21 protein-coding genes are annotated in these 21,540 nt (G+C 59.0%); 14 read left to right on the forward strand and 7 right to left on the reverse strand.

Features of this window, described 5'->3' with window-relative positions:
- Positions 1 to 85: 85 nt before the first annotated feature.
- Positions 86 to 1,936 carry a dihydroxy-acid dehydratase gene (gene ilvD / locus ED661_RS17895; protein WP_122075656.1) on the reverse strand — a complete coding sequence of 617 codons (1,851 nt, stop codon included), beginning with the start codon at positions 1,934 to 1,936 and terminating at the stop codon, positions 86 to 88.
- 174 nt (positions 1,937 to 2,110) lie between these two features.
- Complete coding sequence (locus ED661_RS17900) at positions 2,111 to 3,274, reverse strand: benzoate/H(+) symporter BenE family transporter (RefSeq protein WP_122075658.1); 1,164 nt, start codon at positions 3,272 to 3,274, stop codon at positions 2,111 to 2,113.
- Positions 3,275 to 3,402: 128 nt separating this feature from the next.
- On the opposite strand from ED661_RS17900, the gene ED661_RS17905 reads away from it, so the two are divergent.
- The 7 genes from ED661_RS17905 (at position 3,403) to ED661_RS17940 (ending at position 9,106) form a co-directional block, all read left to right on the forward strand.
- Positions 3,403 to 3,966, forward strand: coding sequence for a helix-turn-helix transcriptional regulator (locus tag ED661_RS17905; RefSeq protein WP_122075660.1), 564 nt, complete (start codon positions 3,403 to 3,405; stop codon positions 3,964 to 3,966).
- A 43-nt stretch (positions 3,967 to 4,009) separates the two neighbouring features.
- A complete protein-coding gene (locus ED661_RS17910) occupies positions 4,010 to 4,864 on the forward strand; it encodes a DMT family transporter (RefSeq protein ID WP_122075662.1) in 855 nt (284 codons plus the stop codon).
- A 44-nt stretch (positions 4,865 to 4,908) separates the two neighbouring features.
- A complete protein-coding gene (gene smpB, locus ED661_RS17915; RefSeq protein WP_122075664.1) occupies positions 4,909 to 5,385 on the forward strand; it encodes an SsrA-binding protein SmpB in 477 nt (158 codons plus the stop codon).
- Between the two features lie 286 nt (positions 5,386 to 5,671).
- Positions 5,672 to 6,217, forward strand: a complete 546-nt coding sequence (locus ED661_RS17920) for a hypothetical protein (protein WP_254054882.1) — start codon at positions 5,672 to 5,674, stop codon at positions 6,215 to 6,217.
- 431 nt (positions 6,218 to 6,648) lie between these two features.
- Entirely contained in the window at positions 6,649 to 7,503 is an 855-nt protein-coding gene (sseA, locus tag ED661_RS17930; protein WP_122075669.1) for a 3-mercaptopyruvate sulfurtransferase, read from the forward strand.
- Positions 7,503 to 8,687 (forward strand): amino acid aminotransferase, encoded by a 1,185-nt coding sequence (locus ED661_RS17935; protein WP_122075671.1) that lies wholly within the window; start codon positions 7,503 to 7,505, stop codon positions 8,685 to 8,687. The genes sseA and ED661_RS17935 overlap by 1 nt, the downstream gene beginning before the upstream one ends.
- A 161-nt stretch (positions 8,688 to 8,848) precedes the next feature.
- On the forward strand, positions 8,849 to 9,106 hold the full coding sequence (locus ED661_RS17940) for a hypothetical protein (RefSeq protein ID WP_162930176.1): 258 nt from the start codon (positions 8,849 to 8,851) through the stop codon (positions 9,104 to 9,106).
- 83 nt (positions 9,107 to 9,189) lie between these two features.
- Here the strand turns inward: ED661_RS17940 and ED661_RS17945 are convergent, their stop codons facing one another.
- Together ED661_RS17945 and ED661_RS17950 are read right to left on the reverse strand one after the other, a co-directional pair.
- Positions 9,190 to 10,500, reverse strand: coding sequence for an ammonium transporter (locus tag ED661_RS17945; protein WP_122075675.1), 1,311 nt, complete (start codon positions 10,498 to 10,500; stop codon positions 9,190 to 9,192).
- 23 nt (positions 10,501 to 10,523) lie between these two features.
- Complete coding sequence (locus ED661_RS17950) at positions 10,524 to 10,862, reverse strand: P-II family nitrogen regulator (protein ID WP_122075905.1); 339 nt, start codon at positions 10,860 to 10,862, stop codon at positions 10,524 to 10,526.
- Between the two features lie 284 nt (positions 10,863 to 11,146).
- Here ED661_RS17950 and ED661_RS17955 point away from each other — a divergent pair, with 284 nt between their 5' ends.
- Positions 11,147 to 13,399 (forward strand): transglycosylase domain-containing protein, encoded by a 2,253-nt coding sequence (locus tag ED661_RS17955; protein WP_122075677.1) that lies wholly within the window; start codon positions 11,147 to 11,149, stop codon positions 13,397 to 13,399.
- 85 nt (positions 13,400 to 13,484) lie between these two features.
- Here the strand turns inward: ED661_RS17955 and ED661_RS17960 are convergent, their stop codons facing one another.
- Positions 13,485 to 14,075, reverse strand: a complete 591-nt coding sequence (locus tag ED661_RS17960) for a phospholipid-binding protein MlaC (RefSeq protein WP_122075907.1) — start codon at positions 14,073 to 14,075, stop codon at positions 13,485 to 13,487.
- Positions 14,076 to 14,078: 3 nt separating this feature from the next.
- A complete protein-coding gene (locus tag ED661_RS17965) occupies positions 14,079 to 14,840 on the reverse strand; it encodes a VacJ family lipoprotein (protein WP_122075679.1) in 762 nt (253 codons plus the stop codon).
- 194 nt (positions 14,841 to 15,034) lie between these two features.
- Here ED661_RS17965 and ED661_RS17970 point away from each other — a divergent pair, with 194 nt between their 5' ends.
- The 6 genes from ED661_RS17970 to ED661_RS17995 all read left to right on the forward strand — a co-directional run bounded on the left by ED661_RS17970 (position 15,035) and on the right by ED661_RS17995 (position 20,921).
- The gene (locus tag ED661_RS17970; RefSeq protein ID WP_122075681.1) at positions 15,035 to 16,768 is read left to right on the forward strand and encodes a type I secretion system permease/ATPase; all 1,734 of its coding nucleotides are present in this window, start codon (positions 15,035 to 15,037) and stop codon (positions 16,766 to 16,768) included.
- Positions 16,765 to 18,069 (forward strand): HlyD family type I secretion periplasmic adaptor subunit, encoded by a 1,305-nt coding sequence (locus tag ED661_RS17975; RefSeq protein WP_122075683.1) that lies wholly within the window; start codon positions 16,765 to 16,767, stop codon positions 18,067 to 18,069. The genes ED661_RS17970 and ED661_RS17975 overlap by 4 nt, the downstream gene beginning before the upstream one ends.
- 99 nt (positions 18,070 to 18,168) lie before the next feature.
- On the forward strand, positions 18,169 to 18,627 hold the full coding sequence (locus ED661_RS17980; protein WP_122075685.1) for a RidA family protein: 459 nt from the start codon (positions 18,169 to 18,171) through the stop codon (positions 18,625 to 18,627).
- Entirely contained in the window at positions 18,624 to 19,397 is a 774-nt protein-coding gene (locus ED661_RS17985) for a glycerophosphodiester phosphodiesterase family protein (RefSeq protein ID WP_122075687.1), read from the forward strand. The genes ED661_RS17980 and ED661_RS17985 overlap by 4 nt, the downstream gene beginning before the upstream one ends.
- A 46-nt stretch (positions 19,398 to 19,443) precedes the next feature.
- Positions 19,444 to 20,631 carry a GNAT family N-acetyltransferase gene (locus ED661_RS17990; RefSeq protein ID WP_122075689.1) on the forward strand — a complete coding sequence of 396 codons (1,188 nt, stop codon included), beginning with the start codon at positions 19,444 to 19,446 and terminating at the stop codon, positions 20,629 to 20,631.
- On the forward strand, positions 20,628 to 20,921 hold the full coding sequence (locus ED661_RS17995) for a 4a-hydroxytetrahydrobiopterin dehydratase (protein WP_122075691.1): 294 nt from the start codon (positions 20,628 to 20,630) through the stop codon (positions 20,919 to 20,921). Before ED661_RS17990 ends, ED661_RS17995 begins: the two co-directional genes overlap by 4 nt.
- 55 nt (positions 20,922 to 20,976) lie before the next feature.
- On the opposite strand, the gene ED661_RS18000 is transcribed toward ED661_RS17995, so the two are convergent.
- Positions 20,977 to 21,465 (reverse strand): peroxiredoxin, encoded by a 489-nt coding sequence (locus tag ED661_RS18000; protein WP_122075693.1) that lies wholly within the window; start codon positions 21,463 to 21,465, stop codon positions 20,977 to 20,979.
- Positions 21,466 to 21,540 lie beyond the last annotated feature (75 nt).

Consider the following 21,540-nt stretch of genomic DNA (forward strand, 5'->3'; position numbering starts at 1 on the left):
GGGAACTGCAGGGCGTTGTTTGGCCACAAAAAACCCTCTGCATGCGGAATGCAGAGGGTCACTTGGTCAGACAAGTCTAGATGGATCAGCCGTCGTAGTCGTAAGGCAGCTCACGTACCGCGCCTTTGGCGGCGGAGGTGGCCAGCATCCCATAGGCCTTCAGCGCCTTGGAGACTTTGCGTTTGCGGGGCTTGGCGGGCTTCCAGCCTGCGGCGTCCTGAGCGGTGCGACGGGTTGCCAGAACCTCATCCGAGACCGCCAGATGGATGCTGCGGTTGGGGATGTCGATCTCGATCTTATCGCCCATCTCAACCAGGCCAATAGTGCCACCCTCGGCAGCCTCTGGTGAGGCATGGCCAATCGACAGACCCGAGGTGCCGCCGGAGAAACGCCCGTCGGTCAGCAGGGCGCAGTCTTTGCCCAGACCTTTGGATTTCAGATAGGAGGTCGGGTAGAGCATTTCCTGCATTCCCGGTCCGCCGCGTGGGCCCTCGTAGCGGATCACCACCACATCACCAGCCTTGACCTTGCCGGTGAGAATATCACTCACCGCCTGATCCTGGCTTTCGCAGACATAGGCGGAGCCGGTGAACTTCAGGATCGAGGCATCCACGCCGGCGGTTTTTACGATACAGCCGTCCAGCGCGATATTGCCAAACAGCACCGCCAGACCACCGTCCTGGCTAAAGGCGTGTTCTTTGGATCGAATCACGCCGCCTTCGCGGTCGACATCCACCTCTTTGAAGCGGTTCTCGGTGGAGAAGGCCTGGGTGGTGCGCACGCCGCCCGGTGCCGCCTTGAACAGCTGCTCGGCCTCTGGATTATTGGCGACCTTGATGTCCCATTTGCCAATGGCCTCGCCCATCGAGGTCGAATGCACGGTGGAACACTCATCATGCAGCAACCCGGCACGGGACAGCTCCCCCAGGATCGAGAAGATGCCACCAGCGCGATGGACGTCTTCCATATGAACGTTTTCGATATTGGGCGCGACCTTGCACAGGCAGGGCACCTGGCGGCTCAACCGGTCGATGTCATCCATGGTGAAGCTGACTTCGCCCTCATGGGCAATTGCCAGAAGGTGCAGTACAGTATTGGTCGACCCGCCCATGGCGATGTCCAGGCTCATGGCGTTCTCGAAGGCCTGAAAGTTGGCGATCTCACGCGGCAGCAGGCCCTTCTCTTCGCCCTCATAATGGCGCTTGGTGATCTCAACGATCTTGCGACCAGCCTCAAGGAACAGATGCTTGCGGTCGGCATGCGTGGCCAGGGTCGAGCCATTGCCGGGCAGAGCCAGGCCCAGGGCCTCGGCCAGGCAGTTCATCGAGTTGGCGGTGAACATGCCAGAACAAGAGCCGCAGGTCGGGCAGGCGTTTTCCTCGATATGTTGGACCTGCTCATCGGTCATGGTTTCGCTGGCGGCGGCAACCATGGCGTCGACCAGATCGACCTTCTTGACGTCGAGCCCCTCGAGATCGACCTTGCCGGCCTCCATCGGGCCGCCAGAGACAAAGATCACCGGAATGTTCAGGCGCATGGCGGCCATCATCATCCCCGGCGTGATCTTGTCACAGTTGGAAATGCAGACCATGGCATCGGCGCAATGGGCATTGACCATATACTCAACCGAGTCGGCGATCACTTCACGCGACGGCAGCGAGTAGAGCATACCGTCATGACCCATGGCGATACCGTCATCTACCGCGATGGTGTTGAACTCTTTGGCGACACCACCGGCAGCTTCAACCTCGCGGGCGACCATCTGACCCAGGTCCTTGAGGTGCACGTGGCCGGGCACAAACTGGGTAAAGGAGTTGACGATGGCGATGATCGGCTTGCCGAAATCATCGTCCTGCATGCCGGTGGCGCGCCACAATCCGCGGGCGCCCGCCATATTGCGGCCATGGGTGGAAGTTCTGGATCGGTACATTGGCATCTGAGCTGTTTCCCTTGTCTTTGCCCTCAGACACATCATTTGCGCAACAAACGCAATATCCGGAGGTGGGTTTTGGTTCTTTTGATCTCAAGAGTGGGGTCTTGAGGCGGAGATTCAGGGGCTGGGCCGCTAAGAGAGGGGCCATAAGTTGCCCGAGGAGGAGGGGCGCGCGACTTACGCGCGGGGCTTTGCGAAGAGGTGATTCACCAGCAACCCAAAGACCAAGGCCCAAAAGGCGGCCCCAATGCCGAAAAAGCTGATACCGGAAACGGCGGTCATAAAGGTGATCAATGCCGCTTCGCGTCCTGTTTCCTCTCGCAGGGCCTGAGACAGGCTGTTGCCGATGGTGGACAGCAGCGCCAGCCCGGCAACAGCAGCGATGAGCGCCGATGGTGCGATCAGAAACAGGCTGATGACCGTGGCGCCACCCAGACCGACCAAGCAGTAAAACACTCCGGCAGCGGCGCTGGCCAGATAGCGGGTTTTGGGATCGTCATCGGCCTCGGGACCCGCACAGATGGCGGCGGTGATGGCGGCCAAGTTGAAGGCAAAGCCACCAAAGGGGGCAAGGATCAGCGTGGCCGCACCGGTCACGGTCATGCTGGCCGAGACGGGTGGAGTGTAACCCGCAGCGCGCAGGGTGACGGTCCCGGGCATGTTCTGCGAGCACATGGTCACCACGTAAAGCGGCAACCCCACACCGATCAGCACCGGCAGGTTAAAGCTGGGCAGGACGGCCTCGGGTAGGGTCAGGCTGGTATTCAATTGGCTGAAATCCCCAAAACTGCCCGCAAGGCCTGCCCAAATCCCGCCAATCAGCAGCACCCCCAGAATAGTGTAGCGGGCAAACCACAGCCGTCCGGCCAGAAAGGTGAGGCCCATCACCGCCACCAGAGCGGTGTCATCACCAAGGGCGGTAAAGGCGGAGAGGCCAAATTTGAACAGAATCCCCGCCAGAAGCGCATTGGCAAGGCTGTCCGTGATCAGCCGCGCCAGGCGTTCGAACCAGCCTGTCAGCCCCGTCAGCGTGAGCAGCAAGCCACAGAACATAAAGGCGCCGACGGCCTGTTCTAGGGAGACATCCTTTAGCCCCACTGCCAGCAATGCGGCGCCGGGCGTCGACCAAGCGGTGAGGATTGGCATGCGAAACCATAAGGACAGGCCAAGAGTGGTGAGCCCCATGCCAAGCCCCAGTGCCACCAGCCAGCTGTTGGCCTGGGCCTGGGTGGCCCCCACAGCTTCGATCGCTTGGAAAATGATCGCAACCGAACTGGTGTAGCCAACCAGTACCGCAATGGCGCCTGCCGCCAGATGCGAGAGTTTCAACTGAGTGAGCATTTGGGTTTTCCTTCTCGCAGAGCTGCGCTAGGGTTGCGTGCGTTATAACGCCCATACTGCCCTTGTGCGTTATAACGCACAAGCCCCTTTTTTGAATCGCCTGCTTTAGGCTCTTTGGAGCAAATGCCATGACCGAGGATGTAATCGGTGCAAACCTGCGGGAAATCCGTAATAGGGCTGGGATCAGCCTGTCCAAGGCTGCGGACCTCACTGGGGTGAGCAAGGCGATGCTGGGGCAGATTGAGCGTGGCGAATCCAGCCCGACCATTGCCACGCTTTGGAAGATTGCCAAAGGGTTTCATCTGCCCCTGTCGGCGCTGATTGGCGAGGCGGAAGCGGCACGGCCGGATCCGGGCGCGGAATTCAAAACGGTGCAGTTTCCCGGCAGCATCGCGGTAAAGATCGTCTTTCCCTTTGATCCGGATCTTGGGGGGGAGACCTTTCGGATCAGCCTGACACCGGGTCAGACTCATGTTTCGCAGCCGCATGAGAGTGGGATGGTCGAAGAGGTCTTTGTGCTCGAAGGCGAGATGGAGGTTTTGCGCGAAGGCCATTGGCTGGCGCTTGCGACGGGTGAGGGGGTTCGGTTCAAAGCGGACCAGCCTCATGGCTATCGTGGTGGCGCCCGGGGGGCAGTGTTTTTGAACATGCACCACTATCCACGTCACGTTGGACTTGCAGCACCCGCCTGAGGCTAGCGAGTGGCGTCTGGAATTGACAGTGAGGGATAAGAGCATGGAGACACTGCGCGGCAGTTTTCTGATGGTTCTGGCCATGGCGGCTTTTGCTTTGGAAGACATGTTCATCAAAGGGGTGGCGCAGGAGCTGCCGGTTGGGCAGATCCTTATCCTCTTTGGGCTGGGGGGGATGGTGATCTTTGCGGCGATGGCGCGTGCGAAAGGTCAGCCCCTGTGGCACCCGGGGTTTTGCACGCGCCCCTTGGTGTTGCGCTCTCTGGCTGAGGTCACCGGGCGGCTCTGTTTTACCCTGGCGATTGCGCTGACGCCGCTGTCCTCGGCTTCGGCGATTTTGCAGGCAACACCGCTGGTGGTAGCCGGCGGTGCTGTGGTGTTTTTTGGCGAAAAGGTGGGCTGGCGGCGTTGGCTGGCGATAGGGTTTGGATTTATCGGGGTGCTGATGATTCTGCGCCCTGGAGCCAGTGGTTTTGAGATCTATTCCCTGTTTGCGGTGATCGGCACGCTGGGCTTTGCGGGACGGGACCTGGCCACACGAGCGGCGCCCAAATCCATGACCAACCTGCAACTGGGGCTATTTGGCTTTGCCATGTTGGTGATTGCCGGTGCCATAGCGCTGGCCTGGACCGGGGGCGCCATCTGGCCCAGCTGGCGGGCCTGGCTGTACCTGGGCCTCACCACCGGCATCGGGGTCGTCGCCTATAACGCGCTGACCGGAGCGATGCGACATGGAGAAATCTCGGTTGTGGCGCCGTTTCGCTATACGCGGCTGGTCTTTGCCATGGCGCTGGGCATTCTGGTCTTTGGCGAACGACCCGACAGTTGGACACTGTTGGGCAGTGCGGTGATCGTCGCAAGTGGTTTCTTCACCCTGATCCGCAGCTCCAGACGATAGAGTCATCTTGCGCCCGCCTGCGCAGGCGCTTACATCTGCCAGCTATGGCCCAGACGAAATCAGACCCGAACTACAAAGTGATCGCCGAAAACCGCCGTGCGCGGTATGACTACGCCATTGATGATGACGTGGAATGCGGCATCATGCTTGAAGGCTCCGAAGTGAAGGCTCTGCGGGAAGGTGGCACCAATATCGCCGAAAGCTACGCCGCCGTAGAAGATGGCGAGCTGTGGCTGGTGAACTCCTATGTGCCGCCCTATTCGCAGGCTAAGATGTTCAAACACGAGGAGCGTCGCCGTCGCAAGCTGCTGGTCTCGCGCAAGCAGCTGTCGGACATGTGGAATGCGACACAGCGCAAGGGGATGACCCTGGTGCCTATCGTGATGTATTTCAATCACAAGGGACGCGCCAAGCTGAAGATCGGCATCGCCAAGGGTAAGAAGGCACATGACAAGCGCGAGACAGAGGCCAAGCGTGATTGGTCGCGCCAGAAAAGCCGCCTGATGAAGGATCACGGCTGACCCTTTTGCGCCGCTGGCCAACTGGCAAGTCGTTTTGACAAGAATTAGAAGCAGCCTCTCTTGGATAAAGGGAGGCTGTTTTCTTGTATCCGGCCTGTTTCGACCGCTGAAATCACGGCCGAAGGGGGGCAATAGCTATCAAAAATCAGGGCTTGATTAATCTTATTATTTTTGTCAGGTAATGCGCAGCCCAGATTGGTGGCCCAGTCAGATTGATCCAGCGCGATCCCGCCCGGCACTCCTGTCTTCTCAATTCAAACCCGTTACACGGGCAAAGGACAGATCAATGACGCCTTCAATCCCCCTCACACCCTCCACTCCCTCAGAGCTTCACCAGTCTCGACCCGCAGAGAAAGCGGACCGGATGCCTCTGGCGTTTTGCGATCTGGATGAGTTTGAAGAGGGGCTGTTGCCGGTTTTACGACACTTTCTGCAAAGTCTGGCCCAGCCTGAGAGCCAATCATGGCAATTTGCCTTTCGCGTTGCTGCTGAACGCTGGGGAGAGAGCCTGGGGCTGCCAGTCGCTCAGTCCCTGTTCAAACTGGTGCAATTTACGACCAAGGCGCGGCGAGTCGGATTTGACAGTATAGATCCTTTGTCTTTGGAAGACCGAGAATACGTAACCCGCGATGAACAGGCCTTTTTGCAGATGCTGCACCACATGCGTCGTGATGAAACCCCGCGTGCCCGTGAGGCTGTGGCCAATGTGACCGGCTGCACCATGGATCCGGATGTCATCCGTGCTGGTTTGTCCTTTGCAGATCGCTTTCCGGCGGGGACGGCACGCAGCAAAAGGGCCAGTTCGCGACCCATTTTGCGGGTGGTGGGTTAGGGCATAAACCAGCGTTGGGATAGGGCCGGAGTTTGCCCGGCCGCATCGGGTTTGCTCTAGCAGGATCAGGCAAGAGTGGACAGACCGAGTTGTTTCGGATCACGTCCATGCGCCTAGGTGTCACGTTACCAGCTTCAGTCACTACTACAGCTTTGATCCCCAAAACCTGAAGGTGCGATCCGTGGCGATAATGTCGGGCAGGCCTTCGGTGACGAAACGGGAATATAGGTGCATCTTGTCAAAGAGTGCTCCCAACCCGGGGCTGGCGTTATCCGACCCTGTGGCGAAATGGGCCCCTGACAGATCCCGACGGAGTTCCAGTCCTGAGTAAAGATCTGACATCTTTCTGAGGTATTGCGCAATATTTCAGCCTTCCCTTGCACCTCTGGCACGCCGATAGTAGGCATTGACACATCTTCAGGGAGGCTTTGATGCGCGACGATCCAAAAACGCTTGTATCCACCGAGTGGCTGGCCGCTCACCTGAAAGATCCGGACCTGCGGGTGCTGGACGGATCCTGGTATCTGCCGCAGGAAGAGCGCGACGCAAAGGCGGAATATGAAGCCGGTCATATCCCCAATGCCCGGTTCTTTGATATCGACGAGATCTCCGATCATCGCTCGGAACTGCCGCATATGGTGCCCCCGGTTGAGAAATTCATGTCCCGCATGCGGGCGATGGGCGTTGGAGATGGTCATCAGATTGTGGTCTACGATGGGGCCGGTCTGAAATCGGCTGCCCGTGTGTGGTGGCTGTTCCGCCTGATGGGGCAGAACAATATTGCAATCCTCGATGGGGGCCTGCCCAAATGGCTGGCAGAGGGCCGCGAGACCGAAGACCTGCCCCCGGTAATCCGCGACCGCCATATGACCGTACGGGTGCAGAACCATCTGGTGCGCGACGTGACCCAGGTCTCCTCTGCTGCCAAGCTGGGCGACCATGAAATCATTGACGCGCGCGCCGCGCCGCGTTTCCGCGGTGAAGTAGATGAACCGCGCGAAGGCCTGCGGGCTGGCCATATTCCCGGCTCCAAAAACACCCCCTACACTGAACTGCTCAACGCGGATGGCACCATGAAAGAGCCCGATGCCCTGCGGGCCAGTTTTGAAGCCGCTGGTGTAGATCTGAATAAACCTGTCATTACCACCTGCGGGTCGGGCGTTACCGCCGCCGTCCTGAGCCTGGGCCTAGAGCGGATCGGCAAGACCGATCACGCGCTCTATGATGGCTCTTGGTCGGAATGGGGGGCCTTCCCGACCCTTCCCGTTGCAACCGGAGAGAACTGATGTTCGAAACCCTGAAACCACAGCCAGCTGACAAGATCCTGGCGCTGATGCAAATGTTCCGCGACGACCCGCGCGACAACAAGATCGACCTGGGCGTCGGCGTCTATAAGAACGCCGAGGGTCTCACCCCGGTGATGCGCGCCATCAAGGCGGCCGAGCATAAGCTCTGGGAAGAGCAGACCAGCAAATCCTATGTTGGTCTTGCAGGCGATCCGGCCTATGGCGATGCCATGATCAAACTGATCCTGGGCGATGCGGTCGCCCGTGAAAACATTGCCGCAGCGGCGACTCCCGGTGGCACAGGTGCGGTGCGTCAGGCCTTTGAGATGATCAAGATGGCCAATCCTTCGGCCAAGGTGCATGTCTCGGATCCGACCTGGCCAAACCATGTGTCGATCCTGAACTATGTCGGCATCGAAACCGTCACCTATCGCTATTTCGACCGCGAGACCCGTGGTGTGAACTTTGACGGCATGATCGAAGACCTGAAGCTGGCCGCCAAGGGCGATGTGATTCTGCTGCATGGCTGCTGCCACAACCCCACTGGTGCCAATCTCAACGAGGTGCAGTGGAAAGAGGTCATCGCGCTGATGAACGAGCGGGGGCTGATCCCGATGATCGACATTGCCTACCAGGGCTTTGGCGATGGTCTGGAAGAAGACGCAATGGGCGTACGTCTGGTGGCCTCCAGCTGCCCCGAGGTGCTGATCGCTGCAAGCTGTTCCAAGAATTTTGGCATCTACCGCGAACGCACCGGCCTGCTGATGGCCCTGTCGCAGGATGCCTCGGCGCAGGTGTTGAACCAGGGCACCCTGGCGTTTTTGAACCGCCAGAACTATTCCTTCCCTCCTGATCACGGCGCCCGTCTGGTGACCATGATCCTCAATGATGAGGCTCTGCGCGCGGATTGGGCGGCAGAACTGGAAGAGGTCCGTCTGGGCATGCTGGGTCTGCGCACAGATCTGGCAAATGAGCTGCAACGCCTGTCCGGCTCTGATCGCTTTTCCTTCCTGGCGCAGCATCGCGGCATGTTCTCGCTGTTGGGCACCACGCCAGATCTGGTGGAGAAAATGCGCGCCGATAACGGCATCTACATGGTGGGCGACAGCCGCATGAATATTGCCGGCCTGAACTCGGCCACCATTCCGGTACTGGCCAAAGCGATCATCGACGCAGGCGTCTGATCACCACTATATACATCACTTAAAAAGGGCGTCGGTTATCCGGCGCCCTTTCTGCTGCCTGTGAAGGTGCTGGTTTAGGCTCTGTCTTTTTTCTGCGACGGAAAATCCGTCTGTCTTCGTTTGTGTTGGGTAAGGAACAGATTGATCCCAAGGAGACGCAGATGAACGTTTTGAAATCCGCATTGGTGGTGGCAATGGTTGCCGTGCTGGCAAGCCCTGCTTTGGCCCATGGGGTGCATGTCAATCCAGACCGGGTGGAAGATCGAATGGATCGCCGGGAGAACCGCCGGGATGAGGCGGTGGATCATGGGCCCCTGGATGTCATCGAAGATCATCTGGACCGCGCCGAAGACCGCTATGACCGGCGGTCCGATCGCCCGCACTATCACCACGGCAACAAGGTGATCATCATCAAGTAGATTTAGCCCAAAACTATGTGCTCACAAAAAACGCGACCCCTAGGGGCCGCGTTCCTTTGTTTTTGAGGTAGGGCTCGGGGTGGTTAGCCTGCTTTGAACTCGGGGTACGCTTCCATGCCCAGCTCAGCCATGTCGAGGCCGTTAATCTCGTCTTCTTCGCTGACGCGGATACCAATGGTTGCCTTGAGGATGAACCAGATTACCAGCGAGGCGACGAAGGTGAACACACCGTAGGCAACGATGCCGGTCAGCTGAGTCATCAGGCTGGCTTCGCCGTAAAAGATAACCGCGATGGTGCCCCAGATACCTGCCAGCAGGTGGACAGGGATGGCGCCGACCACGTCGTCGATCTTGAACTTGTCCAGCATTGGTACGGCGAAGACCACGATTACACCACCAACGGCTCCGATCCAGAGCGAGCCAAAGAGGGTTGGGGCGAGTGGTTCAGCGGTGATCGATACGAGACCGGCCAGCGCGCCGTTCAGGACCATGGTAAGGTCAGGCTTTTTGTAGAGTACCTGCGTCAGGACCAGAGCGGCAACGGCACCGGCAGCAGCGGCCATATTGGTGTTGGCAAAGATGCGCGATACGTCAGAAACATCACCCACGGTGCCCATTGCCAGCTGCGAGCCGCCGTTGAAACCGAACCAGCCGAGCCACAGGATGAATGTGCCAAGCGTTGCCAGGGCCAGGTTGGAACCAGGCATTGGATTGACGCGGCCATCTTTGTATTTGCCCAAGCGGGGGCCAAGAACGATCGCACCAGCCAGCGCGGCCCAGCCACCGACAGAGTGAACAACGGTGGAGCCTGCAAAGTCAGAGAAGCCCATTGCATCGAGCCAGCCGCCGCCCCATTTCCAGGAGCCGGAAATTGGGTACATGAAGCCAGTCAGAACGATCACAAAGACCAGGAAGGGCCACAGTTTGATCCGCTCAGCCAGGGCACCCGATACGATCGAAGCGGTGGCAGCAACAAATACCAGCTGGAAGAAGAAGTCCGAACCAACCGAAGCATAGTCCAGGGCAGCATCTGCCGCGGAGACGCCTACGGCATCCAGCACAGTTTGACCGCCAATGGAAAAGAACCCATTGAAGTCGCCAGGATACATCGTGTTGAAGCCAACCAGCCAGTACATGATGGCAGCGATCGAATAGAGCGCGATGTTCTTGGTCATCTGCATGGTCACGTTCTTGGACCGCACCAGGCCGCCTTCGAGCATTGCAAAGCCCGCAGCCATGAAGAACACCAAGAAACCTGCCATGCAGAACAACAGGGTTGTCATGATGTAGGGGCCGATTTCGTCAAAGCTTGGGGCGGCCGCCTCATCCGCCAGGGCCAGGCCCGGCAGGGTGGTCAGCGCCAGGGCCGACAAGGAGAGAGAGAGTTTACGCATCAGTTATCCTCCAAATGCGGCGCTTAAAGCGCGTCTTGATTGGTTTCGCCGGTGCGCACCCGTAGGGCGTGCTCCACATCGATCACAAAGATCTTGCCGTCACCGATCTTGCCGGTGCGGGCGGTTTTGGCGATGGTTTCAACCACTTGCTCGGCCAGGCTGGCGGAAACCACGATTTCCAGCTTTAGCTTGGGAACAAAGTTCACTTCGTATTCGGCGCCGCGGTAGATCTCGGTATGGCCCGCCTGAGCGCCAAACCCTTTGACTTCGGACACCATCAATCCAGAGACGCCGATGCCTGTCAGTGCTTCGCGGACGTCCTCCAGTTTGAAGGGTTTGATGGCAGCGATGATCATTTTCATTTCGACATCCTCGTCTTGGAGGGGGCCTGTCACCAAAGGATCTGGCTGTGGCACCCATGCATTTTGCACATGCAGAAAAACCAAGGCGCCGAGTCGGGGGAACCGGAGTGGCGCTTTTGCAGGTGCAGCACGTAGGGGGAAGATCAATAAACGAGCGGAAAATCGTAAACCTGCTGGAAAATTGGGCAGGTTTGAGAGGGAAATTCCCCATAAACCGCCTCTCTACAAAGTGAGGCGAAACGGGTAGAGTGGTTAAAACGGGCAAACCGGGCAGGATTTTTGAAATGGCGCAGGGTTCAGGGCGAAAGCCACTGGTGGCGGAAAAACGCTATGCAAAGACAGGGGCCAAAAGGCCGGCCAAGCGATCTGGCGGGTTGTGGGGGCTGTTGTTTGGCAAGGCCAAGCCCAAACCGAAGGCAAAGCCAAAACCAAGAACCAAACCACAGCCACAAGCACAGCGTCCGGGTTCTGCGCGGCGCAAGGCTGCACGGCCTCGTAAACCACGTGGATTGATTGGCACCCTGCTGATGCCGTTCCGCTGGCTGTTGCGACTGGTCTGGGGCTTCTCCTGGCGCGTTGGAGTGATTGTCCTCTCCCTGGTGGGCATGGCGGTCGGCTATCAGACCCTCAATCTGCCAGAGCTGGCAACTCTGCTGGATGGGCGCGCCCGTGGCTCTGTCACCATGCTGGATCACGAGGGCGAGGTCTTTGCCTGGCGTGGCGATCAGTTTGGCGGTGTTGTGACAGCACAGACTGTCTCACCGCATTTGAAAAACGCCATTGTCGCCACCGAAGACAAACGGTTCTACCGCCACTTTGGCATCTCCCCACGTGGTGTGGCCTCGGCGGTACGCATCAACCTGAGCGAAGGCCGTGGGCCTTTGTCGGGACATGGTGGCTCTACCATCACCCAGCAGACCGCAAAACTGCTGTGTCTTGGGCGGGTTTACGACCCAAAGGATTGGGAGAGCGAAGCGGCCTATGAGAAAGACTGTCGTCAGGGGTCGCTGTGGCGCAAGGGCACCGAGGCGATCTATGCCATGGCGCTGGAGGTCAAGTTCACCAAGGATGAGATCCTCTCCATCTATATGAACCGCGCCTATATGGGGGGTGGGGCCCATGGGGCAGAGGCTGCTGCGAAGCGCTATTTCGGCAAATCCGCTAGTCAGCTGAGCGCTGCTGAGGGCGCGATGCTGGCGGGATTGTTGACCGCCCCCTCGTCACTGGCCCCGACCAATAATCTGAAACGATCGCAGGATCGGGCTGCGACGGTGCTGCGTCTGATGCATGATCAGGGCTATCTGAGCGCTTCTGAGGCCAAATCCGGGCAGGACAATCCGGCCCGCCTGAGCCCGGCAGCCGAGGCGCGGGCGGGGGGCTATTTTGCCGATTGGATCATGGACAGTGTTCCCAGCTATTTTGGCGCTCAAACTGCCGAAGATGTGGTGATCCGCACCACCATGGATCAACGTCTGCAAACCGCCGCCGAAGAGGCGATCACCTATGTCTTTGACAACAAGGTGCGTCCGGGCTCCAAGGCGCAGGCCGCCATTGTGGTGATGAGCGCGGATGGCGCGGTGCGCGCCATGGTAGGGGGGCGCAAGACCCGCGTTTCCGGGGTTTTCAACCGAGCGACACAGGCAAAACGGCAGACAGGTTCGGCCTTCAAACCCTTTGTTTATGCCACGGCGCTGGAGCTTGGCTACTCGCCGCTCGATATCCTGCTGGACACGGAATACTGTCTGGATCTGCCGGGCTCTGGTGAATGGTGCCCCAAGAACTACACCCGTAAATACTACGGCGAGGTGACGCTGGCCCGGGCTTTGCGGGATTCGCTGAATGTGCCTGCGGTGAAACTCTCTGAGGCGGTGGGCCGGGATCGGGTGCGCCGCGTTGCCAGCGATTTTGGCATTGATAACGCCATGGCAGAGGGACCCGCACTGGCGCTGGGTGCTTCGGAAAGTACTCTGTTGGAAATGACAGGTGCCTACGCAGGTATTCTCAACGGTGGTTCTTCAGTGACGCCCTACGGGGTGAGCGAGCTGCGATTGGTCACTGATACCGAACCTCTGATGGGGCGCAGTGGCGGCATGGGAGAGCGGGTGATCCGCACCGAGGCGGCGCAGCAGCTGGTCTGGATGATGGAGAAAGTCATTGCCGAGGGCACCGGGCGTCGGGCGCAAATTCCGGGCTGGCAGGCGGCGGGGAAATCCGGCACCACCCAGGCCGCACGCGATGCCTGGTTCATCGGCTTTACTGCGGATTATGTCGCCGGGGTCTGGATGGGCTATGATGACAATACCCCCCTGAGCGGCGTCACTGGTGGGGGGCTGCCAGCCGAGATCTGGCGCGAGGCCATGGTACGCGTACACGAAGGGCTGACGCCGGACCCTCTGCCGATGTTGGCTCCGGCCCCTATTGTTATTCCGGAACCTGTGCGACCGGCACCGCAACGGCGCCGTGACAGAATTCGCCCCGGCCAGGAAATTGGCCGTGCAGTGGACGGGCTGTTGCGCGATATCTTTGGTCGCAACTAGCCGCCCCGTAGATCTTTGCCGCTCACAAAAAAGGCTCCCGCTTGGGAGCCTTTTGATTTCAGTATTTGGGGCTGCAGAGATGGCCTTAGCTCTGGCGCTTTAGCTCGGCAATCATGGCGTCGATGTCGCCTCTTTGGCCGTCCAAAATCGCACCAATCTCGGTCCGCTCGGTCAGTAGCAGGTTCACCCCTTCAATATACATATTGAAGAACAGGTCCTTGCCGGAGCGATCGGAGACCAGGAAGGTGACGACGAAGGGAGCTTGGCCCTGTAGGTGGGCGAGGGTGGTTACCTCGTACCATTTCTTGACCCGCTTGACGCTTTTGACCTCAAGACTGCCACCAATGAATTCGCGGAAGCGTTTGCCGTATTTCCGAGAGATATAGGCCTGGAATGCCTTGGAAAAATTTCGTTTCTGCGCTGCTGAAGCCCGGCGGGCATCTACGCCAAGCGCATAGGCCGCGATATAAGAGGTATCGCTATAGCGTTTGAAGATCCGTTCAAACTCGCGGAACATGGCGTTTTCCGCCTTGCCCGATGCGATGACCTTATTGATGTCGGTGACGAGGCTGTTGATCAGCTTGCTGGCCCCTGCTTCGTTCAAAGCCCAAAGAGGCGCAGCAGGGACAAGCGCCGCGCTGGCGGAAAGTCCGGTCAAAAAGCTGCGGCGATGCATCATTCAAAATCCTTCAGTATTTAGTTCAAAGGGATCGATCTCTTCGATCTCGGCCGTTTCACCCAGCTCAAAGCGGCGGTTCTGCAAATAGAGCAGCCGTGCCTGTGCATAGCTGTCGGCACTTTCATAAAGAATCGAATCCACGGTATCTGAATATCTGCCACGATCGCCCATGCGGCGCACCACTTCAGCGTAAACACTTATGTTATCGGCGGGATTGTTCCGAGCGTAGCCAATGGGGTTGGTGAAGAAATCAACAAGAATCCCGGTGGCGTCCCGTGCTGTCGAGGGGCCATAAAGCGGCAGTTCTACATAGGCGCCTTCGCCGACACCCCAAACCGCAAGCGTTTTGCCAAAGTCGGTATCCACCTCGGCGAAGCCAAAATCAGAAGCGGGGTTGGCCAAGCCAAGGAAACCAATTGTGCTGTTCAATGCAAAGCGGGTCAGCGCCTGACCGGCGAGTTTGGGATTGCCCTGCAACAGGGCATTGACCATTTGCCCGGGCATCGACAGGTTCTCGGCAAAGGACGAAAAGCTGGTGACCATGGGTTCCGGAACAATCGAGACATAGCCTTTGGATGCGGGGCGAAAGGCGTAGCGGTCTACCGTCAGATTAAAGCTGTGAACACCGCGATTGGTGTTTTCATAGGGGTCAAAGACCTCGCCCGCAGCTTTGGCTTCTGGGCTTTGTGTGGCGCAGCCTGCCAGTGATAAAGCCAACGCAAATGCAGCAAAAACAAATCGAGACCTGGAGATAATTCGCATTCGAGTTGTGACCCATTTAATTCGCTGTTTAAGAAACACGAGCACCCTAGTTAGGGGCAATCCGGCGGATTCCCACTTTCTACTGCAATTTGTTTGCACGTTTGTGGCAGATTCGGAACAGGTTTCCCAAGAGTTGTCGTTGGCGCAGGGTCTAATATGTCGCGACCCGTTTGAACAGGTAGAGCATAGTCAATATGACAAATAAATCATTTAAGCCCGGCTATGAAGAGCTGACCGCCTGTCGTCGCAAAAGCCGTAGCCTCTATTGGGCCGTTGGAATCTTTAGTGTTTTTGTGAACCTGCTGATGCTCACAGGCCCGCTTTACATGATGCAGGTCTATGATCGGGTGCTTGGCAGCGGCTCTGAGGCCACCCTAGTGGCGCTTTCGCTGCTGGTGCTGTTTCTCTATGGCATGATGGGCATATTGGACTATGTGCGGGGCCGTGTGCTGGCGCGAATCGGAGCCCGGTTTCAGGCGCAATTGGACAAGCGGGTGTTTGACGCCATGGTGCGCCGCTCGGCAGTGACGCAGGATCCCGTTGCTCAGACTGGAACCAGTGATCTGGAGGCCATTCAGCGCTTGATGTCCTCTCCGGTTTTGGGGGCCGCTTTTGACCTGCCCTGGACTCCCCTCTTCCTGGCCGGGATTGCTCTGTTCCACCCTTGGCTGGGGCTGTTGGCCCTGGGCGGTGGCGCGGTTCTTGTGGTGGTTGCACTACTTAACCAGGTGTTCAGCCGTGTGCCGTTGCAAAAAGCCGCGGCTTCCTCGCATCGGGCCAATCTCTCCTCCGAGGAAATTCGCGGCGAGGCGGAGATGATCCAGGCCATGGGAATGCGCGGGGCCGCGTTCCAGCGTTGGCAGAAAACTCGCAGAGCCTCCCTGAAGGACACGCTGACCGCCAATGATACCGGCGGCGGCTTTACCACTCTGACCAAGACGCTGCGGCTGTTTTTGCAATCTGCAATGCTGGGGCTGGGCGCCTATCTGGCGCTTAAGGGCGAAGTCTCACCCGGGGCAATGATTGCGGGCTCTGTACTGATGGGGCGGGCCTTGGCCCCGATCGAGCTGGGGCTGGGGCAATGGGCTATGGTGCAACGGGCCATCAAAGGCTGGCACGCCCTCGCCGAACTGCTCACCAAAGTACCACCCGAGGCGGAGCGCATGGCGCTGCCCCAGCCCAAAGCGCGACTGGAGGTGCAGGCGCTGGCCGTGGTGCCACCGGGGGATAGCCGGGCGCAGCTGCGCGGGGTCAGTTTTAGGGTGGAACCTGGTCAGGCAATTGGGGTGATCGGTCCTTCAGGTTCAGGCAAGTCCACCCTGGCCAAGGCGCTGACCGGGGCCTGGCGTCCAGCCGCCGGAACTGTGCGTCTGGATGGGGCTGCCCTGGATCAATACGATCCGGACGTATTGGGGAGGCATTTTGGCTATCTGCCGCAGCGGGTGCAGTTGTTTGACGGCACTATTGCGCAGAACATCGCCCGCCTGGCGGAAGAACCCGATGCTGAAAAGGTGGTGGAGGCGGCCAAGAAGGCCGCCGCCCATGAGATGATCGTCAACCTGCCGGATGGCTATGACACCCGTGTTTCTGCCGGGGGGGGACGTTTGTCTGGCGGGCAGATGCAACGGGTGGCTCTGGCCCGCGCGCTTTATGATGCGCCGGTGATTGTGATCCTGGATGAGCCCAACTCGAACCTCGATAACGAAGGCTCAGTGGCCCTCAATCAGGCGATCAAATCGCTCAAGGCGGCTGGTCAGTCTGTCCTCATTATGGCCCATCGCCCGGCGGCGATTCAGGAATGCGAGATGCTCCTGGTGATTGATCAGGGGGTGCAAACGGCCTTTGGTCCCAAGGAAAAGGTGCTACAGGAAATGGTGGCCAACCATCAATCCATCCGCAAGACCACTGGAACAGGAGGGGTGCAATGAGCCAAGATACTGAATGGTCTGCCCGCCGCCCGCTGCTGATCGGCACTTTGAGCCTGCTGATCCTCCTTGGTGGCTTTGGAACCTGGGCGGTCATGTCCTCGATTGCAGGGGCGATTGTCGCTTCTGGCCGGATCGAAGTGGATCGCAACCGCCAGGTGGTACAGCATCTGGATGGCGGCATTGTTGCAGAAATTCTGGTGGATGACGGGGATAGCGTCGCGCGCGGCGAGATGCTGCTGCGTCTGGACGCCAAGGAGCTGCGCTCGCAATTGGCCATCACCGAGGGGCAACTGTTTGAAATGATGGCGCGTCGCGCGCGGCTGGAGGCAGAGCGCGACAGTGCCACAGAGGTGACTTTTGATGGGGATCTGCTTGCTCTCGCTGCGGATCGCTCGGCAGTGATGGATTTGGTTGAGGGGCAACGCCGCCTCTTTGGTGCTCGTGAGGAGTCTATCTCACGCGAAATAGAACAGCTGAATAAGCGAAGCTCTCAAACACGAGATCAGATCACCGGGATCAAAGCGCAGCAGGACTCCTTGGCGCTGCAGTTGGAACTGATCGCCGAAGAGCTGAGAAACCAGACGATCCTGCTGGAGCGCGGCTTGGCGCAGGCGGGCACTGTTCTCAACCTGCGCCGCACCGAGGCCGATCTGAGCGGTCGCTTGGGCGAGCTGGTCGCAACCGAAGCCCAGGCCCTGGGGCGGATCACCGAGACCGAGATCGAGATCCTGAAACTGGGATCGACCCGGCGCGAAGAGGCGATCACGCAGCTGCGCGATCTGCGCTATCAGGAGCTGGAACTCGGAGAGAACCGCCGCACGCTGCTGGAACGGTTGGACCGGCTGGACATAACCGCGCCTGTTTCAGGCATAGTCTATGACATGCAGGTACATACGCCGCGCTCGGTTATTCGGTCGGCGGATCCGGTGCTGTTCCTGGTGCCGCAGGATCGCCCACTGGTGATCGCAGCACAGGTTTCCCCCACAGATATCGAACAAATCTTTGTAGGCCAGGATGTGACACTGAAGTTCTCGTCTTTGGATCAACGCAATACGCCGGATCTTTTTGGCAAGGTCACGCTGGTCTCGGCGGATGCTTTTGAGGATCAAAATACCGGGGCGTCCTATTACCGGGCTGAGATCGAGCTCAACGCAGATGAGGCGCAGCGCCTGCCCGAAGGGACGGTGTTGATCCCAGGTATGCCGGTCGAGAGCTACATCCGTACTCAGGACCGTTCACCGCTGGCCTATCTGGTGAAGCCGTTGGCAGATTACTTCGTCAAAGCCTTCCGCGAGGATTGATGGCAAGATCGGGGTGAAGGTTGTCGCTTTTTGCCCTTTCCGAGGCGGGTCATCAGCGCTAGCGTCGCCGCGAAACATCGGCGTTGAAGGAGCGAGTCAATGAGCATCGAAGCCAAACTGAAAGATCTGGGTGTCACCCTGCCAGAGGCGCCCGCGCCGGCGGCAAACTATGTGCCTTTTGTCGTGGCAGGTGACATGGTCTATGTCTCCGGGCAGATCTCTTCGGATGAAAACGGTCTGATCACCGGGACCCTGGGCGCGGATATGGATGTGGATGCCGGTCAGGCCGCCGCCAAACGCTGCGCCATTGCCTTGCTGGCACAGCTCAAAGCCGCCTGTGATGGCGATCTGGAGCGCCTGGTGCGGGTTGTGAAGCTGGGCGCCTTTGTCAATTCCACCGCTGATTTCACCCAACAGCCGCAGGTAGTGAACGGCGCCTCTGACTTCCTGGTTGAAGCCCTGGGCGATGCGGGCCGTCATGCGCGTTCGGCCGTTAGCGCGCCCTCGTTGCCCCTGGGTGTCGCCGTTGAAATCGACGCGGTGTTCCAGATCAAATGATCCCAAAACTACCTGCCGAGTTTCTGTCGCAGCCGGTGGCGCATCGGGCGCTGCATGATGTGACAGATGGGCGACCCGAAAACAGCCGCGCGGCCATCCGCGCGGCAATTGCTGCGGGCTATGCGATCGAAATTGATCTGCAGCGCTCCAGCGATGGCTGCCCGATGGTGTTTCACGACTACATGCTGGATCGCCTTGCGGAGGCGCGCGGCGGGATCATGGCACGCAGTCAGGCGGAGCTTACCCAGATCCCGCTAAAAGGCGGAGATGGTGAATGCATACCCACCCTGGCCGAAGTATTGGATCTGGTTGCCGGGCAGGTACCATTGCTGATTGAGATCAAGGATCAGGACGGCAATCTGGGTCCCAATGTCGGCGCCCTGGAAGAAGCCACCGCCAAAGAACTGCAGGGCTATACCGGGACGGTCGCCCTGATGTCGTTCAATCCGCATGCAACAGCGGCGCTGGCGCGTTATGCACCTGATATTGCGCGGGGGTTGGTGACCAGCTCTTATGACCCCGAGGACTGGGTTCCGGTCCCAGCTGAGACCTGCAATCGCCTGCGGGATATTCCCGATTTTGACAGCAGCCAGTCGAGCTTTATCAGCCATGAGGTTGGCGATCTGGATCGTTCTCGGGTGCAGGACCTGCGGGCCGCCGGGGTGCCGATACTCTGCTGGACGGTGACCTCCCACGCGGCCGAGGCCGAGGCGCGCAAATGGGTCGATAATGTCACCTTCGAGCAGTATCTTTCGCCACTCCCGGCTTGATCACAGCGCAAGGCTGCTCAAATAGTGTCAGGGGCAGGGAGAGCTGATGGATCAGAAACCAGTTGAAATACGCGTGCTTGGCAGCCTGTCGCAGATTGCGGCTGAGGAATGGGATGGCTGTGCCTGCCCCGAGGCCTCTGATGGGGGGCGGCCAAGGGACCCCTTTACCACCTATCGCTTTCTCAGCGCATTGGAGCAAAGCGGATCGGTGGGGCCGGGTACAGGCTGGCAGCCGCAGTATCTGACGGCCTATCTTGAGGATAGGCTGATCGCCTGCGCGCCGCTCTATGCCAAATCCCACAGCCAGGGTGAATACATCTTTGACCACAATTGGGCCCATGCCTATGAGCAGGCCGGCGGGCGCTATTATCCTAAATTGCAGGTCGCAGTGCCCTTTACCCCCGCCACCGGGCGGCGCCTTTTGGTACGTCCTGGCTATGAAGGCATCGGCCAATCGGCACTGGTGCAGGGGGCGGTGCAGCTTGCCGCTGACAATCAGGTCTCCTCGTTGCATCTGACCTTTTGTACGCCTGAGGAAGCCGAGATCGGCACTGAAATGGGGCTGATGCCGCGGGTCAGTCAGCAGTTTCACTGGCTGAACGACGACTATGCCGATTTTGACGGGTTTCTGGCCGCCCTGTCGTCACGCAAGCGTAAGAACATCCGCAAGGAACGCACCCAGGCGCAGGGCTTTGGCGGTACGGTCCAGAGTTACACCGGAGATCAGATCCGCCCTGAACACTGGGACGCCTTTTGGGCTTTTTATCAGGATACCGGATCGCGCAAATGGGGCAGGCCCTATCTCACGCGTGAATTCTTTTCGATCATCCATGAGACCATGGCGGATGATCTGCATCTCATTCTGGCTGAGCGGGAAGGCACTCCGGTTGCGGGTGCCCTAAATTTCATCGGTCGCGATACGCTCTATGGGCGGTATTGGGGTTGCCTGGAACATCACCCCTGTTTGCATTTTGAAATGTGCTACTATCAGGCGATTGATTTTGCCATAGCCAACCATTTGGGCCGGGTCGAGGCCGGGGCGCAGGGGGAACACAAACTGGCGCGGGGCTACCTGCCGGTGGAAACCCACAGCCTGCACTGGTTGGGCGACGCGGGCTTCGCCGAGGCCGTTGGCCGTTACCTCGAGGCCGAGCGTGCCGCAGTGGCAGAGGAGGTCGAGGTGTTGACCAGCTATGGGCCGTTTCGCAACGCAGATGTGGAGGAACAGGAATGACCGAGAGATTATCCGAGGCCACACGCGGGCCGCTACTGGATCCGCTGTTTGCAAGCGGCTGGGAGATGGTCGAGGGGCGTGATGCCTTGACCAAGACCTTCAAATTTGGCGGTTTTGTCGAGGCCTTTGGCTGGATGACCCGCGCGGCCATCTGGGCCGAAAAATGGAACCATCACCCGGAGTGGAGCAATATCTACAACCGGGTAACCGTTGTTCTGACCACCCATGATGTCGAAGGGCTCTCGGCGCTGGATGCGAAACTGGCACGCAAATTGGACAGCCTGATCTAGCGAGGTGGGAGAACGGATTGGGCCGCGCCATGATCTGTGGCGCAGCCCAATTGGCTTAACCCATGGAATCGAGCAGGCCTTCGCCAGCGGAGAGTTCGCACTGGCCGGGGTTTTCTTCGCGGTTCAGAATGGTGACAACGCCATCCTCCACCAACATCGCATAGCGCAGCGAACGGCCGATCAAGCCCGCGGGAGGGGCGTCAAAACGCATGCCGATAGCATCGGTAAAGGCGCTTTCGGCATCGGCCAGCATGGTGATCCCGGCGGTATTGGCCCCGGTGGCTTCACCCCAGGCATGCATCACAAAGGGATCATTGGCCGAGACGCAGATGATCTCATCGACGCCTTTTGCAAAAAATTGATCCTTGGTGCGGATAAAGCTGGGGACATGGGCGGAATGGCAAGTCGGGGTAAAGGCGCCTGGGACGGCAAAAATGGCGACTTTGCGCCCTGCGACCTTGTCGGCCATCTGCACCTGTTCCGGCCCTTCAGCACCCATCTGGGTCATGGTGGCGTCAGGCAGTTTATCTCCTGTTGAAATCATTGCGCGTTTCCTTTGTCTGGGTGATTGCGTTTTAGCTCTTGGCCCCTATAGGGTCACCGCAACAGGAGACCAGAA

The organism is Pseudophaeobacter sp. EL27, from assembly GCF_900313025.1.
GTDB lineage: Bacteria > Pseudomonadota > Alphaproteobacteria > Rhodobacterales > Rhodobacteraceae > Pseudophaeobacter.

Excerpts from the sequence above, each read along its gene's own strand:
- ED661_RS17940 (WP_162930176.1), top strand. The coding sequence starts at position 8,849 with ATGAACGTTTTGAAATCCGCATTGGTGGTGGCAATGGTTGCCGTGCTG.
- ED661_RS17990 (WP_122075689.1), top strand. The coding sequence starts at position 19,444 with ATGGATCAGAAACCAGTTGAAATACGCGTGCTTGGCAGCCTGTCGCAG.
- ED661_RS17900 (WP_122075658.1), bottom strand. The coding sequence starts at position 3,274 with ATGCTCACTCAGTTGAAACTCTCGCATCTGGCGGCAGGCGCCATTGCG.
- ED661_RS17935 (WP_122075671.1), top strand. The coding sequence starts at position 7,503 with ATGTTCGAAACCCTGAAACCACAGCCAGCTGACAAGATCCTGGCGCTG.
- ED661_RS17950 (WP_122075905.1), bottom strand. The coding sequence starts at position 10,862 with ATGAAAATGATCATCGCTGCCATCAAACCCTTCAAACTGGAGGACGTC.
- sseA (WP_122075669.1), top strand. The coding sequence starts at position 6,649 with ATGCGCGACGATCCAAAAACGCTTGTATCCACCGAGTGGCTGGCCGCT.
- ED661_RS17920 (WP_254054882.1), top strand. The coding sequence starts at position 5,672 with ATGACGCCTTCAATCCCCCTCACACCCTCCACTCCCTCAGAGCTTCAC.
- ilvD (WP_122075656.1), bottom strand. The coding sequence starts at position 1,936 with ATGCCAATGTACCGATCCAGAACTTCCACCCATGGCCGCAATATGGCG.
- ED661_RS17980 (WP_122075685.1), top strand. The coding sequence starts at position 18,169 with ATGAGCATCGAAGCCAAACTGAAAGATCTGGGTGTCACCCTGCCAGAG.
- ED661_RS17970 (WP_122075681.1), top strand. The coding sequence starts at position 15,035 with ATGACAAATAAATCATTTAAGCCCGGCTATGAAGAGCTGACCGCCTGT.
- smpB (WP_122075664.1), top strand. The coding sequence starts at position 4,909 with ATGGCCCAGACGAAATCAGACCCGAACTACAAAGTGATCGCCGAAAAC.
- ED661_RS17995 (WP_122075691.1), top strand. The coding sequence starts at position 20,628 with ATGACCGAGAGATTATCCGAGGCCACACGCGGGCCGCTACTGGATCCG.
- ED661_RS17975 (WP_122075683.1), top strand. The coding sequence starts at position 16,765 with ATGAGCCAAGATACTGAATGGTCTGCCCGCCGCCCGCTGCTGATCGGC.
- ED661_RS18000 (WP_122075693.1), bottom strand. The coding sequence starts at position 21,465 with ATGATTTCAACAGGAGATAAACTGCCTGACGCCACCATGACCCAGATG.
- ED661_RS17985 (WP_122075687.1), top strand. The coding sequence starts at position 18,624 with ATGATCCCAAAACTACCTGCCGAGTTTCTGTCGCAGCCGGTGGCGCAT.
- ED661_RS17945 (WP_122075675.1), bottom strand. The coding sequence starts at position 10,500 with ATGCGTAAACTCTCTCTCTCCTTGTCGGCCCTGGCGCTGACCACCCTG.
- ED661_RS17965 (WP_122075679.1), bottom strand. The coding sequence starts at position 14,840 with ATGCGAATTATCTCCAGGTCTCGATTTGTTTTTGCTGCATTTGCGTTG.
- ED661_RS17905 (WP_122075660.1), top strand. The coding sequence starts at position 3,403 with ATGACCGAGGATGTAATCGGTGCAAACCTGCGGGAAATCCGTAATAGG.
- ED661_RS17955 (WP_122075677.1), top strand. The coding sequence starts at position 11,147 with ATGGCGCAGGGTTCAGGGCGAAAGCCACTGGTGGCGGAAAAACGCTAT.
- ED661_RS17910 (WP_122075662.1), top strand. The coding sequence starts at position 4,010 with ATGGAGACACTGCGCGGCAGTTTTCTGATGGTTCTGGCCATGGCGGCT.
- ED661_RS17960 (WP_122075907.1), bottom strand. The coding sequence starts at position 14,075 with ATGCATCGCCGCAGCTTTTTGACCGGACTTTCCGCCAGCGCGGCGCTT.